The following is a 13970-nucleotide window of genomic DNA, read 5'->3' as shown; positions in this document are numbered from 1 at the left end:
CGCTGAAGGGTTGAGCGTTGGCATATCACTGCGACGCGGATGGAAATCGTGACATGCTGCAACGTCCGGCAAACACTTATAGCGGCGAGAGTTGGGCCAATGCCGCAGCCGCGGGAAACCTGCCCGAGAGGCTGGTGATCGTCACCGATGCCTGGCACCCGCAGGTGAACGGCGTCGTGCGCTCGATCGAGAACACCAATCGCGAACTGGCGAGGATGGGCGTCGAGGTTTCCATGGTGACGCCGGAGCGCTTCAACAGCATCCCCTGCCCGACCTATCCTGAGATCCGCCTGTCGATCGCCAACTACCGCCGCATCGCCCGCGAGATCGAAAAGCACAATCCCTCCTACGTGCATATCGCCACCGAAGGCCCACTGGGGCTGACGGCGCGCCGCTGGTGCCTGAAGAACCGCATGCCGTTTTCGACGAGCTACCACACCCGCTTCCCGGAATATGTCTCCGCGCGCTTGCCGATACCGAAGAGCTGGCTCTATTCCTTCGTCCGCTGGTTCCACAATGGCGGCGCCGGCTGCATGGTGGCGACGCCGAGCCTTGCCCGCGAACTGTCGGAAAAGGGCATCCGCAACCTCATGCCTTGGAGCCGCGGCATCGACGCCACGCAGTTCCGTCCGATGGCGCTCGAGGAAAACCCGTTCGGCTTGGCGCGCCCGATCTTCATGACCGTTGGCCGCGTGGCGCTGGAAAAGAACCTACCGGCCTTCCTCGATCTCGATCTGCCGGGTTCCAAGGTCGTCGTCGGCGACGGTCCTGCCCGCGCCGAGCTTGAAAAGCAATACCCCGACGTCTTCTTCGCCGGCGTGCAGTTCGGCGAGGATCTGGCGAAAACCTACGCCCAGGCCGATGTCTTCGTCTTTCCCTCGCTCACCGACACCTTCGGCAACACCATCCTCGAAGCATTGGCATCGGGCGTGCCGGTCGCAGCCTATCCGGTCACCGGCCCGCTCGACATCATCGGCGAGGATAGCGAAGTCGGGGCGCTTGACCAGAACCTGCAGGCCGCCTGCCTTGCCGCCCTTTCCGCCTCGCGCGGCAAGGCGCGTGAGCTTGCCATGCGATATTCCTGGGAAGCGGCGACGCTGCAGTTCATCAACAATATCCGCGCTGCCAACGGCGTCATCACGCCGAAATGGAAGAAGGCTTGGCAATTTGCCAAATCGCTTCCAAGAAGCAGAAAGCCCGGTGAAACCACCGGGCCTCTCTCGTCCGCAGACTGATTGGTTTTACTTGTGAAGCGCGCTGCGAAGCGTGTCGTTCGCGACCGCAATCGCGCTGCGCGCGGCAGGCGTTTCGGCAATGGCGTTCAGCAGCAAGAAATCGTGGATCGTGCCGTTATAGCGCATCGACGTGACGCGACACCGGCTTGGCTGAGCTTGCGGGGGCATAGGCCTCGCCTTCGTCGCGCAGCACGTCGTTCTCGTCGACGATGACCAGCGCCGGCGGCAACCCGTTCAACTGCTCCAGCGACGCCTGCAGCGTTGAGGCCGTCGGCTCCTTGCGCTTGGCCTCGTCGGGCAGATAGGCGTTCCAGAACCACCCTTGTGGGGGAGATGCCCGGCAGAGGGGGTGCTCCCACTACGAGACCCCTGCACCCTACGTTCGTCGCTTCTTGCCTTCGAACGGATTGTCAGACGAGCGGAAATGGATGCGGATCGGCACGCTCGGCATGTCGAAATCCGCGCGCAAGCCGTTGATCAGATAGCGCGTATAGGATTCCGGCAGCGCATCCGACCGGGTGCAGGAGATCATGAAAGCCGGCGGGCGGGCCTTGACCTGCGTCATATATTTCAGCTTGATGCGGCGGCCGGAAACGGCCGGTGGCGGATGCTGGATCTGCTGCGTCTCCAGCCAGCGGTTGAGCCTCGCCGTCGAAATGCGCTTGTTCCAGACCTTGTCCGTGTCGATGATCGACTGCATCAGCTTGTCGAGCCCCCAGCCGGTCTGGCCGGAGATCGGCACGGCGCGGATGCCGCGCGCCTGCGGCAGCAGCCGGTCGGTCTTTTCGCGCAGATCCGCAAGCACCGCCTGCCGGTCCTCGATCATGTCCCACTTGTTGAAGGCGAGCACGGCGGCACGCCCCTCGCGCAACACTAGGTCGACGATCTGCAGATCCTGCTTCTCGAAGGGGATCGTCGCATCGAAGACGATGACGACGGTTTCGGCGAAGCGGATGGCGCGCAATGCGTCGGCGACCGAAAGCTTCTCCAGCTTCTCGATCACCCGTGCCTTGCGGCGCATGCCGGCCGTGTCGAACATCTTGATGGTGCGGCCGCGCCAGTCCCATTCGACCGAGATGGAATCGCGGGTGATGCCCGCTTCCGGTCCCGTCAGAAGCCGGTCCTCGCCGAGGAAACGGTTAATCAGCGTCGACTTGCCGGCATTCGGCCGCCCGACGATCGCCACGCGCAACGGCTTGGTATCGTCATAGGTCGGCTCTTCGTCCTCGTCGCCCTCGTCTGATGATTGGGGAATGTCGACGTCGGTAACCGCCACATCCTCTTTCTCGGGATAGGCACGGTCCTCGCCGATCGCCGCGACGATCGCATCACGCAGGTCGAGCATGCCCTGCCCATGTTCTGCCGAAATCGGCGTCGGCTCGCCGAGGCCGAGCGTATAAGCGTCATAGAAGCCGCTGTCGGAACCGCGCGCTTCGGATTTGTTGGCGACGAGCACCACCGGCTTGCCACGCCGGCGCAGCATTTCGGCAAGGTCGGTATCGACGGGCGTCAATCCGCTCTTGGCATCGACGACGAAAAGCGAAAGATCCGCCTCGTCGATCGCCGCTTCGGTCTGCGCCCGCATCCGGCCCTGCAGGCTTTCCGCGTCGGCCTCTTCCAGACCAGCCGTATCGATGATGGTGAAGGTCAGGCCCATCAGCCGCGCATCGCCCGGCCGACGGTCGCGGGTAACACCCGGCGTGTCATCGACAAGCGCCAGCTTCTTGCCTACCAGCCGGTTGAAAAGTGTCGACTTGCCGACATTCGGACGACCGACGATCGCGACCGTGAAACTCATATCTTGTCCTTAACGCGATCAGCCCTGAGCGGCGGGCGCCTTGCCGGATGCGGTAATCAGATCAAGCATCATATGGGCGCGATTGGCAACATTGCGCGGGCTGTCGGTATCGTCGACGATCGACTGGAACCACTGCCGCGCCTGCGCCATATCGCCGGCTTTGTAAGCGGCAAGGCCGAGTGCCTCGCGCGCCGAATGACGGAAGGCGTTGCCCGGAACGGCCATTTCCTCGATCGCCGCCGAAACCTGTTCGTAAGTGCCGTTCTCGATGAGCAGCCAGCCGGCGCGCATCTTGGCGGCATCGCGCACGGCAGCCGGAACGGCATTGTCCTTGCCGATCTCGTTGAAGGCGGCGATTGCCGCGGCGGTATCGCCCTTCTGCACCTGAACGGTCGCGGCCCGCATGCGCGCCAGCACCGGGTAGGCGCCATGGCCTTCCTTCTCAAGCTTGTCGAGCGCGGCCAGAGCCTCGTCGTTCTTGTTGTCGTCGGCTAGCTTCATCGCCGCCAGGAACTGGTCGCCGGTGCCGGAGGAGCGGTTGTCGTCCCAATAGTCGTAGAGAACCTTGCCGGCGGTACCGACGACGATCAGGATGGCGACGACGACGATATAGCGGCCGAACCGGCGCCAGACGCCCTTCATCTGGTCAGACCGCAATTCCTCATTGACTTCACGGATGAAGCTGTCGTCGTTGAATGCCATTCTTGTCTCCGGCCGCGGAAATTACCCATACACCATGCAAAACGCATATTGTCGGGCCTTCTACTCCATTTTGCAGCCGTTGTAAGGGGGATGTGAAAGATTCGTCAGATGACGAGCGGCGAAACGCCGATCAACCATTCGTGCAGCTTCCAGATGATCAGCGCCCAGACGACGATGCCGATGATGATGGCATAGAGGTCGTATTTGGCTGAAACGAACGGTCGGAGCGTGATCTCGCCCGCCCGCTGCCGCCGCTTCAAGGAAATGCGCAGGATAACGCCCCAGGCGAGAAAGGCGGCAAACAGCAGAACCGACGACGTCTCGCCATTGGCGAGCAGGTGCGCCAGTGCCCAGATCTTCACCGACAGCACCATCGGATGTTTTGTCTTGGTCGCGATATGCCCCGCCGGCAGCAGCGAGGCGACGAGACAGATCATCGCGATCAGCATCAGCGTGATTGCGATATGCGCCATCCAGACCGGTGGACTGTAAAGCACGCCGGTCACATCACGCGCCTGCCCGAAGCCGTAGATCAAAAGGATCAGCGTGGCGATGCTGGCAATCGAATAGGCCGCCCGCCAGCCCTTCTCGCCGAGGCTTGCGATCATCGAACGGCGAAAATCCGGCAACAGCACCCGCACCAAATGCACCCCGAGGAAAAGTATGATGCCGACGATAAGCAATGTCATTGCGGATCCCTTCCGTGCCGTTTGTCATGGCTTACCGGCTGGCGCGAAAAAATGCCAGCGAGACCGCAGCTTCGCCGCAATTGTATCGGAGGGAAACCGCGAACAAATTGTCGCGGTGCCCATGTCTCATTCCCTCCTCTCCGCCTGCCTTTCTGTTTCGCTCCTCGTTCCGGCAATTGCAGAGGCCGCCGACCGGCCGAAACAGCTCGTCATCATTTCCTTCGACGGCGCCCACGACAACGCGCTGTGGCTGAAGAGCCGCGAGATGGCGGCAAAAAACGGCGCCCACTTCACCTATTTTCTCTCCTGCACTTTCCTGATGAACGAGGCGGCGAAAAAGGCCTATCAGGCGCCGCACCAGAAACGCGGAAAATCCAATGTCGGCTTCGCCCAGAGCGACGACGAGATCCGCGAGCGCCTCGGCAATATCTGGCACGCCCATCTCGAAGGACACGACATATCGAGCCATGCCTGCGGCCATTTCGACGGCCGCCTGTGGAGCGAGGCCGACTGGTCGGCCGAATACGCCACCTTCCACGCGACGCTTGAGAATGCCTGGAAGAGCATCGGTCTCCAGGAGCCGGCCGGCTGGCAGGATCTGGTCGAGCACGGCATCAAGGGCTTTCGCGCACCCTATCTCTCGGCAACTGCGGGCGCCGACATGATCGCCGCCGAAAAGAAGGCGGGCTTCAGCTATGATGCGAGCCTCGTCACCAAAGGGCCGGCCATGCCTGTCGAGGAAGACGGCATCATCCGCTTCGGCCTGCCGCTGATCCCCGAAGGCCCGAACGACAAGCCGATCATCGGCATGGACTACAATCTCTTCGTCCGCCATTCCAAGGGTGAGGAGGATACGGCCGATTCCGCGGAATTCGAGGATCGCGCCTATGCCGCCTTCAAGGAAGCTTTCGACAAACAATACGCCGGCGCCCGCATCCCGCTCCAGCTCGGCTTCCACTTCGTCGAAATGAACGGCGGCGCCTACTGGCGCGCCCTCGACCGACTGGTCAGCGACGTCTGCCACCGAACGGATGTGGCCTGCGTCAGCTATTCGGAAGCGATCCCGATGATCGAGGCGCGCGGGAAATTGCAGACGTCGGGTCTTTGATGGCAGCTTCTGCCAAGACCGCAAGGTGTCTCTAGGTCCGATTGGATGAGACGGCGTGCCGTGCCGCCCCCTCATCCGCCCTATCGGGCACCTTCTCCCCGCTGGGGAGAAGAGGGAATCGAGACGTTGCGGCAAGTCTCTTCTCCCCCGCGGGGAGAAGGTGCCGGCAGGCGGATGAGGGGGCCGCACGCGAGACCTTTCCGACCTACCACAATTAAAATCCCCAACCTGCCCTTCCCCATCTAGGCAAGCCCCGCGCATCAACCGTCAGCGTGCACGACGCCCGTCTCACGCTCCAGGTAGCGCTGATCAATCTCCGGCAGCGGTTCGTCGTCGATTGCCGCCTCGAAGGCCTTGAGGCGTTTGTGGATCGAGAGCAGTTCAATGATCGTCGTCCAGGAGTTGACGAGATATTGGAACGAGTTGCTGACCTGTCCGAAGGCGGTCGAGATCTGCTGGAAGATACCATAGGTGATCGTGCCCGCCACGATCGTCGGCACCAGCATGAAGACCACGAAGAGCGCGTCGGCCTGGATATAGAAATAGCGCGCGACATTGAAATACATGTAGTGGAAATACATGCGGTAATAGTTGCGGCGAACATTGCCGAAGAGCTCTCTGACGGTCAGCGGCTCAGCCCGTTCCGCATGGTCCTCGCCATAGACGAGCTCCTTGCGATATGCCGCTTCGACGCGCTGGTTGCGAAAATTCAGCCCCGGCAGCTTGACGCCGGCGATCGCCAGCAGGAGCGTCCCGAACGCTGACCAGAACAGCGCCAGCCAGAACAGCGAATTCGCCACCGGCCCGATGAACGGCAGTTCGGTCACGTAATGCGACAGCGCCAGAAGGATCGGAAGGAATACGACGAGCGTCATCACCGAGTTGATCAGGCTGATGCCAAGACCTTCTAGCGTGCTCGAAAAACGCATCGTATCTTCCTGAACGCGCTGGGAGGCACCTTCGATGTGACGAAGCTTTTCCCACTTCGACATGTAGAAATTGTTCATCGCCGTTCGCCAGCGGAAGATGTAATGGCTGGTGAAGAAGTCGGTCATGATCGATACGAACATGCTGAGGAACGCGATCTGGCAGAAGACCCACATCAGGCTGTAGAAATTGTCGACGGAAATTCCCGGCTGCTTCGACAATGCGTTCTGCAGAAGGTCGCCAAACGGCCGGCGCCAGTTATTGATCACAACGCTGATCTGGACGCCGAAGTAGGTCACGAAGATGATCAGTGCCGAACCCCAGATCGACCAAATCTTCCAGGGGTGGTTCAGCGCCTTCAAATGCCATGCACCGCAGAAGATTACCGCCGACAGAAGGAAATAGCTGTAGAACCAGACATTTTCGGGCAGCAGGAAGAACGAAAGGTCGATCGGCTGCTGTTCTTCAGGAACCGGTGCAAAACCGAGGGAAGCACCAAGACCAGCGGCAAAGAAATACCAGCCAAAAATCGCAGCCAGCGTCCAGATTGCGAGCGAAGTAAAGAACGCTTTTGGCTGAGGGAAGAAGGAATGAAACACGGGGGGCTTTGCTTTCCTGAACTGTGAGTCTCGGGAGTGTCGTCAACACTGATTGTGCCGGAAACTAAGGCAGTTCCAAGGAAGCAGCAATGGGTTCAGCCGATTGTTACGGAGATGTAATCGCTTAAGCGATTTTCCTGATAACCGGCATCACCAGCGCTGCGCAGGCGACGAGTGCCACGGCGGCAATCACTGTCGGGACCGTAAAATTGCCGCTGCGCTCGGCGATCCAGCCGGCAACAACAGGCCCGACGATCTGGCCGACACCAAAAGCAGCCGTCATCATCGCCAGGATCCGCCGCGGGCTCTCAGGCGAAAGCTTGCGGCCAATCTGCAGACCGTAGGCGGTGATCGCCAGGAACGTTGCCCCGAACAGCGCCCCGCCGATCAGCGGTGCAGCAGAAGCCGGCAGCGCTACGGTCGCTAGCACGCCGGCGGCTTCGACCAGAAGGGCTGCAACATAAACGCCGCCAAGCCCGAGCGGCTTGACCAGCGGCTTCCAGGCAAACAGCGCCACTGCAGCCGTCAGGCCGGCAATGAACCAGCACAGGAATTCGACGAAGGGTCCCGTTGCAGAAAGACGTGCGATGGTGACGAGGAAGGTCGCGGTGACGACGTAGCCGAAGCCGAACAGGCCGTAGGACAGCGTCAGAAGCACCATCGGCCGATTCCAGACCAGTGCAGGCTCCTTGCCCGACTGCGCCGATTGCGCCGGCGACGACGGCAGCAGTAGGAAAACGACGACGAGGCTTGCCGCGCAATAAAGCGCTCCGCCGATCCAGTCGGCGCGCCAGCCGCCCGGCCCGTCGTGAAAGCCGAGGCCGATCAGAAACACCATGACCGAGGACAGGGCGATGCCAGCCCCCGGCCCGCCGAAATGCACCGCCTGCACATGATCGTTGCCGGCGGCAGCCCCGTGGCTGAGCACGATCGACGAGGTGAAGACCATCGCAAAAGCGCTGGCGATGCCCGCCAGAAAGCGGATGACCGCGAAGGTCGCGACGGAATCGGTGGCGGCCATGGCGGCAAGCAGGATCGCAGTTGCCAGCAGCGACAGCAGCGACACCAGCCGCTCCCGACCCGCTGCCCAGCCATAGGCGGCAAGCACGGCGCCGACGAGATAACCGACGAAATTGGCCGATGCGATGAAACCTGCATCCGCTGCCGAAAGCGGCACGCCGCTGATCATGCCCGGCAGGATCGGCGTGTAGGAGAAGCGCCCGAAGCCCATGGCAGCGGCCAAGGCAACGGCGCCGGCAGCGGCGGTGGAGACAAGATTCGGCGGGGAGTGACCGGTGCGCATGAGCATGCAGCGCTTATCGCGCCGCAGCACCGGCACCACAATCAAGTAATTCTGATCAATCGATCAATTTCCCGAAACTTCAAAATTCTCGGCTCACGCTCGCCGGTCTCGGGCGCGTCGGCGAGAAGATGGCCTATGTGAAGCGTGTCTTCGAAACCGACCGTCACGGCGCCGACGATGGCGATGACGGCGACTTCATGCAGGACGGCGGCGATATCTGCGCCGCCCGCATGCTGCTGCGCTCGGCGCTCAGGATGCGCTATCCCTGGTCGAAACCCGAAGCCGCCCGCATCGCCGGCATCCTCGAACGCGCCGCCACCGAAATCCTGCAAGGCGGCAGGCCGGGAACGCGGGGCTGAGGACGAGAGCCGAATGGTGGGGCGAGCGCTCGTGCCAGGAGGCAGGCAAGAAGCGGCGTTGCGGCAGGACCCTTCGAGGCTATGCCCTGCGGGCTTCGCACCTCAGGGTGAGGTGCGTTTGAAGATGCCGTAAAGGTGTGGAGAATGCACGGCTTCTGCTGCCAACGCGTGAAGCCTCCAAGAGAGCCTCACCCTGAGGTGCCCCGCCGGGGCCTCGAAGGGCGAGGCGGGTGCTCCCACCCAGCCGGAATAACACCGGTCCCAGCCCTACGCCCGCTCATCCGGCAAGGTTAGAATCACCGGCCCGTTGCGCGTCGCGACCACCGTGTGTTCGTATTGCACGGTCGGCGCCTTCGGATCGGCATAGAGCGTCCAGGCATCATCGCCGCCTTCGGCCCATGTCGCGCCGAGCGAGAGAAACGGCTCGACGGTGAAGACGAGACCTTCTGTCATCATCCGTTTTTCGGAAGGGTCCGGCCAGGTCGAGAGCTCGGCCGGCTCCTCATGCAGCGAGCGGCCAACGCCGTGGCTCGCCAGATTGGCGACCAGCGTATAGCGGTTCTTCTGCGCGAAGGCGCCGACGGCGGTGCCGATCTTGGCGAGCGGCTCGCCCGATTTCACCTGGTTGAGCCCGACCCAGAGCGCCCGCTTGCCGTCGCGGCAGAGCCGTTCGATCTTCGGCTTGACCGGCGGCACCGCGAAGGAGGCGCCGGTATCGGCGAAGAAGCCATCCTTTTCCGCCGAGACGTCGATATTGATGAGGTCGCCGGCGCGGATGACGCGCGGGCCGGGAATGCCGTGGGCGATTTCCTCATTGATGCTGATGCAGGTGGCGCCGGGAAACTGATAGCAGAACTCCGGCGCCGAGCGCGCGCCCGAATCCTCGAGCACCTTGCGGCCGATCTGGTCGAGCTCCAGCGTCGTCATGCCGGGCTCCATCGCCGCCGCCATCACCTGGATGGCGTTGGCGCAGATGCGGCCGATCTCCTTGAGCTTTACCAGTTCATCGTCGTTTGCGATAACCATTCGTCTGTTCCGGCCTTGCGCAGGACGGTCGTGGCCGCCTTTCAAGCCGTGGCTTTCGCCCCTTCGCCGCTGCCAGTCAATGCCTTTCTCACGATCGGCGCGACTTTCGTGCCGTAAAGCTCGATGCCGCGCATGATCTCGGCATGCGGCATCAGGCCGATCGCCATCTGCAGCAGGAAGCGGTCGTTTTTGAAGAGTGCATGATGGGCGATGATCTTTTCGGCGACCGCCTCGGGATCACCGACGAAGAGCGCGCCGTTCGGCCCGCGCGACATGTCGAAATGCGCCCGGTTCGTCGGCCCCCAGCCGCGCTCGCGGCCGATGCGGTTCATCACCTCCGCCTGAGGCCCGTAGAATTGGTCGGCGGCTGCCGCCGTCGTGTCGGCGATGAAGCCGTGGACGTTGATACTGGTCTTCAACTTTGACTGATCCTGCCCTGCCCGGCGCGCGGCCTCGCGATAGAGATCGAAGAGCGGCGCAAAACGGCGCGGCTCGCCGCCGATGATCGCCAGCGCCACCGGCAGGCCCAGCGCGCCGGCGCGCGCCACCGACTGAGGCGTACCGCCGACCGCGACCCAGAGCGGCAACGTATCCTGCAGCGGCCTTGGATAGACGCCGCGCCCGTTGATCGGCGCGCGAAGCTCGCCCTTCCACTCCACAACCTCGCTGTCGCGCAGCGCCAGCAGCAGATCGAGCTTCTCCTCGAAAAGCTGGTCGTAGTCTTCGAGATTATAGCCGAACAGCGGGAAGGACTCGATGAAGGAGCCACGCCCCGCCATGATTTCAGCCCGGCCGTTGGAGATCAGATCGAGCGTCGAAAACTGCTGGAAGACCCGCACCGGATCATCGGAGGAGAGCACGGTGACCGCACTGGTCAGCCGGATATTCCTGGTCTTGACGGCGGCCGCCGCCAGCAAGACCGCCGGAGCAGACGCAGCATAGTCCGGCCGGTGATGTTCGCCGAGGCCGAAGACATCGAGCCCCACCTGATCGGCAAGCTCGATTTCCTCGATAAGATGCTTCAGCCGCTCAGCCCCTTCCGCGCCCTTACTGCGGGAGGGGTTGGGATTGACGTCGGCGAATGTGTAAAGCCCCAGTTCCATCATCGGCATCCTGTTGAATTCTCGGCTGAGATAAGGATGCCGAGGATGGAGCGCAAATACAAATTCTGGAACGAAATGTTCGAGAATTTCGATAAGTGGCGTGATGTTCCAGGCGGTCGATGGCCGCCGTCAACCAGGTTGGATGGGTGGAGATCATTTGGATGTTAAAGAGTCTCTGCGCCGTGGACACGGCGCTGCTGGATTCCTGTGACAGGCACAGGAATGAGGGAGTTCTTGGCACTCGGGAGTTCAACAACAACTGCTTCATCCAGTCTAAAACCTGATGATAAAGGGCATGAGTGGCAGGATGCGTTCCTCTTGCTCCCTCATTCCTGTGCCTGTCACAGGAATCCAGCAGTCGCGCGTCCGCGCGACAAGAGACTCACCTCTTCACAGACCCAAGAGGTGAAATGAAATATCCTCCCAGTCGGGATTCTCCCTCTCAATGAGATTGAGCTTCCACCGCCGTGGCCATTTCTTGATTGTCTTCTCACGCGTAATTGCAGTCGTCAGCAGGTCATGCTCCTCAAACCACACAAGCGTCTTGACGCCATATTTCGATGTAAAGCCGGGCGTCAGCTCGTTCTGATGTTCGTATAGCCGGCCGGCAAGGTCCCGTGTCACACCGGTATAGAGCGTGCCGTTGCGTGCGGATGCCAGGATGTAGACGTACCCCTTCATGCCAGAAGCATGACACATGGTGCTGTGGAACGCATAGGGAAATCCTACTTCGTCAGAGACGCCAAAAACCGCGAATTCGAATCTGAATTCAACGACTTCGAAGCATCGGCGGAATCATCTTTCGAACCGCCTCAAACCTTGCTTCAAGCGTCAGCACGACGCGGTCTCACCGCGCCGCTCACATCTTCGCCAGCAGCTCCGCCAGTTGGTCCGCAGCCTTGCCCCATCCTTCGTGGAAACCCATCTTCTCGTGCGCTTCCTTGTCCTCGGCGCGCCAGTGCAGCGCCTTGGCGGTATATTTCGTGCGACCGTTGCCGAGATCTTCGAGCAGGATGAGGCCCGTGAAGAACGGTTTCTCGGAAGGCACCCAAGCGCTGGTATAGGCATCGGTGAAGACGATCTTCTCGTTCTCGACGATTTCGAGATAGACGCCACGGTTCGGGTATTGATTGCCCTCGGGGTCATGCATGACGACGACGCTGGAACCGCCGGGGCGGACGTCGAGCATTGCTTCGGTCACACCCCAGGGACGCGGCACGAACCACTGCTTCAGCAAGGCGGGATCGGTCCATGCCTTGTAGATCTTCTCGCGCGGCGCGTCGAATTCGCGAACGAGGACGAGTTCATGTTGCGTGCTGGCGGTCATGTCGACATCTCTCCATTTGAATGAAACCTGTTTCCTCTCAGGTTGTTACAAGGACGTGTCAGAGTTCGCCGTTCCGACAACGCTCCGGCTTTTTCGCATTTTATTTTGCGATCGGCTGCGTGGCCTCTTCCTGCATCTTGTCGATCTGCCGACGGATATGGGCTGCTTCAGCCGCCGAATGGGCGAGCGCAATGGCGCGGTCGAAGGCTTCGCGCGCCTGGCTGGTCAAGCCAAGCTGCTTCAGCAGTCCGCCCCGTAAGCCGTGATAGTAGAAATAGCCGCCGAGTTTCTCGCCAAGCGGATCGATGAGGTCGAGCGCATCCTGCGCACCCTGGAGCTTGGAAACGACCACCGCCCGGTTCAGCGTTATGACAGGCGACGGCTGGAGACGCTCGAGCGCGCGATAGAGCAGATCGATCTCCACCCAATCGGTATCCTCGGCCCGTTTTGCGCGGGAATGAACGGCGGCGATGGCTGCCTGAATCTGATAAGGAGCGGGCTGACGATGGCGCAGCGCCTTGTCGAGCAGCGCTAAAGCCTCGTTGATGAAGGGCCGGTTCCAGAGCGACCGGTCCTGATCTTCGAGCAGCACGATCTCATCTCCGGCATTGAAGCGCGCCGGCCGGCGCGAGATCTGCAGGAGCATGAGCGCAAGCAGCCCCATCAGCTCCGGTTCCGACGGGAAGATATGCAGCATCAACCGAGCTAGCCGGATCGCTTCGTCGCTGAAGGCAGCCGCCTCGTGCCTGGGATCGGCCTGGCTGTAGCCCTCGTTGAAGATCAGGTAGATCATCGTGCTGACGATCGAGAGCCGTTCGGCTCTTTCCTGCGGGCTCGGCGTTTCGAAAGGCACCCCAGCCTTGGCGACGCGCGCCTTGGCGCGGGTGATGCGCTGTTCCATGGCGCTTTCGGAAACCAGGAAGGCACGCGCGATCTGCGGCACCGAAAGCCCGGAAACGATGCGCAGCGCCAGCGCGATCTGCTGGGTCGCCGGCAGATCGGGATGGCAGCAGATGAACAGCAGCCGCAGGATATCGTCGCGATAATTGGAATCATCCAGCCGCTCGGCGATATCGCTTTCGGCATCCTCGGTATCGGAAATGACGTCCTCATCCGGCAGAGCCTGGATCTTCGCCCGTTTGCGCACCGCATCGATGCCGCTGTTGCGGCCGACGAAGATGAGCCAGGCTGTGGGATCACGCGGCGGCCCTTTCTCCGGCCATGTCCGGATCGCCCTCAGACACGCTTCCTGAAACGCCTCTTCCGCGGTATCGAGATTGCGGAAATAGCGCAGCAGCGCGCCGAGCGCCTTCGGGCGGGCCGATGCAAGCGCGAGGTCGATCCAGGCAATGTCTGTCATGATGAAGCATCTCCGGGCCTGAAGACGTAGAAAGGCCGAATTTCGTAAGAGGTGGAACCTGGATTGACGGATGAAAGCTGCTTCGAGAAGGTGATCGCCTCGTCGAGCGTTTCAAAGTCGACGACATAGAAGCCGAGAAGCGCCTCTTTCGTTTCCGCAAAAGGCCCATCGATGACCAAGGGCTCGTCCCTGCCCTTGCGCACCGTGGTCGCAGCCGTCGTCGGCATCAGCCGGCCGACGGGGCCGAGTTTGCCGGATGCGGCAAGCGGCTCCTGCACGGCGTAGAGTTTCTCCATGACGGCAGCCTCCTCCTCCTTGCTCCAGGCGAAGACGGTTTCCTCATAGGCGTAACAAAGGATTGCATAAAGCATCGCTCACTCCTCTTTTTGAATGACGAAGGAGTAACCGCTTACCCGACAGGCCGCATCAAAAAA

Annotated in this window: 13 protein-coding genes and 2 pseudogenes; 3 read left to right on the top strand and 12 right to left on the bottom strand. The window is 61.6% G+C overall.

Going from position 1 to position 13970, the window contains the following annotated elements:
- Nucleotides 1–53: 53 nt before the first annotated feature.
- Nucleotides 54–1235: a glycosyltransferase family 4 protein gene (locus RWJ89_RS30235; protein WP_316031905.1), complete on the top strand. Its 1182-nt coding sequence runs from the start codon at nt 54–56 to the stop codon at nt 1233–1235.
- Between the two features lie 6 nt (nt 1236–1241).
- Here RWJ89_RS30235 and RWJ89_RS30230 read toward each other — a convergent pair.
- From RWJ89_RS30230 to RWJ89_RS30215, 4 genes and pseudogenes are all read right to left on the bottom strand, one after another.
- Nucleotides 1242–1554: pseudogene (locus RWJ89_RS30230) on the bottom strand (alpha/beta hydrolase fold domain-containing protein); the annotation flags it as partial.
- 57 nt (nt 1555–1611) lie between these two features.
- The gene (gene der, locus RWJ89_RS30225; RefSeq protein ID WP_130793315.1) at nt 1612–3033 is read right to left on the bottom strand and encodes a ribosome biogenesis GTPase Der; all 1422 of its coding nucleotides are present in this window, start codon (nt 3031–3033) and stop codon (nt 1612–1614) included.
- 18 nt (nt 3034–3051) lie between these two features.
- The gene (locus RWJ89_RS30220) at nt 3052–3735 is read right to left on the bottom strand and encodes a tetratricopeptide repeat protein (RefSeq protein ID WP_168285104.1); all 684 of its coding nucleotides are present in this window, start codon (nt 3733–3735) and stop codon (nt 3052–3054) included.
- 104 nt (nt 3736–3839) lie between these two features.
- The gene (locus tag RWJ89_RS30215) at nt 3840–4424 is read right to left on the bottom strand and encodes an NnrU family protein (protein WP_168285105.1); all 585 of its coding nucleotides are present in this window, start codon (nt 4422–4424) and stop codon (nt 3840–3842) included.
- A gap of 121 nt (nt 4425–4545) precedes the next feature.
- Between RWJ89_RS30215 and RWJ89_RS30210 the strand changes: the two genes are divergently transcribed.
- Nucleotides 4546–5532, top strand: coding sequence for a polysaccharide deacetylase (locus RWJ89_RS30210; RefSeq protein WP_316031904.1), 987 nt, complete (start codon nt 4546–4548; stop codon nt 5530–5532).
- A 260-nt stretch (nt 5533–5792) separates the two neighbouring features.
- Here the strand turns inward: RWJ89_RS30210 and sbmA are convergent, their stop codons facing one another.
- Nucleotides 5793–7058: a peptide antibiotic transporter SbmA gene (sbmA, locus tag RWJ89_RS30205; RefSeq protein WP_168270622.1), complete on the bottom strand. Its 1266-nt coding sequence runs from the start codon at nt 7056–7058 to the stop codon at nt 5793–5795.
- A gap of 124 nt (nt 7059–7182) precedes the next feature.
- On the bottom strand, nt 7183–8367 hold the full coding sequence (locus RWJ89_RS30200) for a YbfB/YjiJ family MFS transporter (protein ID WP_316031903.1): 1185 nt from the start codon (nt 8365–8367) through the stop codon (nt 7183–7185).
- A gap of 89 nt (nt 8368–8456) precedes the next feature.
- Between RWJ89_RS30200 and RWJ89_RS30195 the strand changes: the two are divergent.
- Nucleotides 8457–8720: pseudogene (locus tag RWJ89_RS30195) on the top strand (PadR family transcriptional regulator); the annotation flags it as partial.
- 267 nt (nt 8721–8987) lie between these two features.
- Here the strand turns inward: RWJ89_RS30195 and map are convergent.
- From map to RWJ89_RS30165, 6 genes are all read right to left on the bottom strand, one after another.
- Nucleotides 8988–9746, bottom strand: coding sequence for a type I methionyl aminopeptidase (gene map / locus RWJ89_RS30190; protein ID WP_222290587.1), 759 nt, complete (start codon nt 9744–9746; stop codon nt 8988–8990).
- A gap of 41 nt (nt 9747–9787) precedes the next feature.
- Nucleotides 9788–10849, bottom strand: coding sequence for an LLM class flavin-dependent oxidoreductase (locus RWJ89_RS30185; RefSeq protein WP_168322917.1), 1062 nt, complete (start codon nt 10847–10849; stop codon nt 9788–9790).
- Between the two features lie 390 nt (nt 10850–11239).
- Nucleotides 11240–11530 carry a GIY-YIG nuclease family protein gene (locus RWJ89_RS30180; RefSeq protein ID WP_316031902.1) on the bottom strand — a complete coding sequence of 97 codons (291 nt, stop codon included), beginning with the start codon at nt 11528–11530 and terminating at the stop codon, nt 11240–11242.
- Between the two features lie 178 nt (nt 11531–11708).
- A complete protein-coding gene (locus RWJ89_RS30175; protein WP_316031901.1) occupies nt 11709–12176 on the bottom strand; it encodes an SRPBCC family protein in 468 nt (155 codons plus the stop codon).
- 100 nt (nt 12177–12276) lie between these two features.
- Nucleotides 12277–13536 (bottom strand): RNA polymerase sigma factor, encoded by a 1260-nt coding sequence (locus RWJ89_RS30170; RefSeq protein WP_020051181.1) that lies wholly within the window; start codon nt 13534–13536, stop codon nt 12277–12279.
- Nucleotides 13533–13907 carry a YciI family protein gene (locus RWJ89_RS30165; protein WP_168284937.1) on the bottom strand — a complete coding sequence of 125 codons (375 nt, stop codon included), beginning with the start codon at nt 13905–13907 and terminating at the stop codon, nt 13533–13535. Before RWJ89_RS30165 ends, RWJ89_RS30170 begins: the two co-directional genes overlap by 4 nt.
- Between the last annotated feature and the right edge of the window lie 63 nt (nt 13908–13970).

This window comes from Rhizobium sp. 10PS4 (genome assembly GCF_032464805.1).
Classification (GTDB): Bacteria; Pseudomonadota; Alphaproteobacteria; order Rhizobiales; family Rhizobiaceae; genus Rhizobium; species Rhizobium laguerreae.
Note: the sequence above shows the minus strand (reverse complement) of the source record. Positions and strands in the feature narration are given on the sequence as shown.

Coding starts and splice junctions, on each gene's coding strand:
- RWJ89_RS30165 (WP_168284937.1), bottom strand. CDS start 13,907: ATGCTTTATGCAATCCTTTGTTACGCCTATGAGGAAACCGTCTTCGCC.
- RWJ89_RS30170 (WP_020051181.1), bottom strand. CDS start 13,536: ATGACAGACATTGCCTGGATCGACCTCGCGCTTGCATCGGCCCGCCCG.
- RWJ89_RS30180 (WP_316031902.1), bottom strand. CDS start 11,530: ATGAAGGGGTACGTCTACATCCTGGCATCCGCACGCAACGGCACGCTC.
- RWJ89_RS30220 (WP_168285104.1), bottom strand. CDS start 3,735: ATGGCATTCAACGACGACAGCTTCATCCGTGAAGTCAATGAGGAATTG.
- der (WP_130793315.1), bottom strand. CDS start 3,033: ATGAGTTTCACGGTCGCGATCGTCGGTCGTCCGAATGTCGGCAAGTCG.
- RWJ89_RS30235 (WP_316031905.1), top strand. CDS start 54: ATGCTGCAACGTCCGGCAAACACTTATAGCGGCGAGAGTTGGGCCAAT.
- RWJ89_RS30185 (WP_168322917.1), bottom strand. CDS start 10,849: ATGGAACTGGGGCTTTACACATTCGCCGACGTCAATCCCAACCCCTCC.
- map (WP_222290587.1), bottom strand. CDS start 9,746: ATGGTTATCGCAAACGACGATGAACTGGTAAAGCTCAAGGAGATCGGC.
- RWJ89_RS30210 (WP_316031904.1), top strand. CDS start 4,546: ATGTCTCATTCCCTCCTCTCCGCCTGCCTTTCTGTTTCGCTCCTCGTT.
- RWJ89_RS30175 (WP_316031901.1), bottom strand. CDS start 12,176: ATGACCGCCAGCACGCAACATGAACTCGTCCTCGTTCGCGAATTCGAC.
- RWJ89_RS30215 (WP_168285105.1), bottom strand. CDS start 4,424: ATGACATTGCTTATCGTCGGCATCATACTTTTCCTCGGGGTGCATTTG.
- RWJ89_RS30200 (WP_316031903.1), bottom strand. CDS start 8,367: ATGCTCATGCGCACCGGTCACTCCCCGCCGAATCTTGTCTCCACCGCC.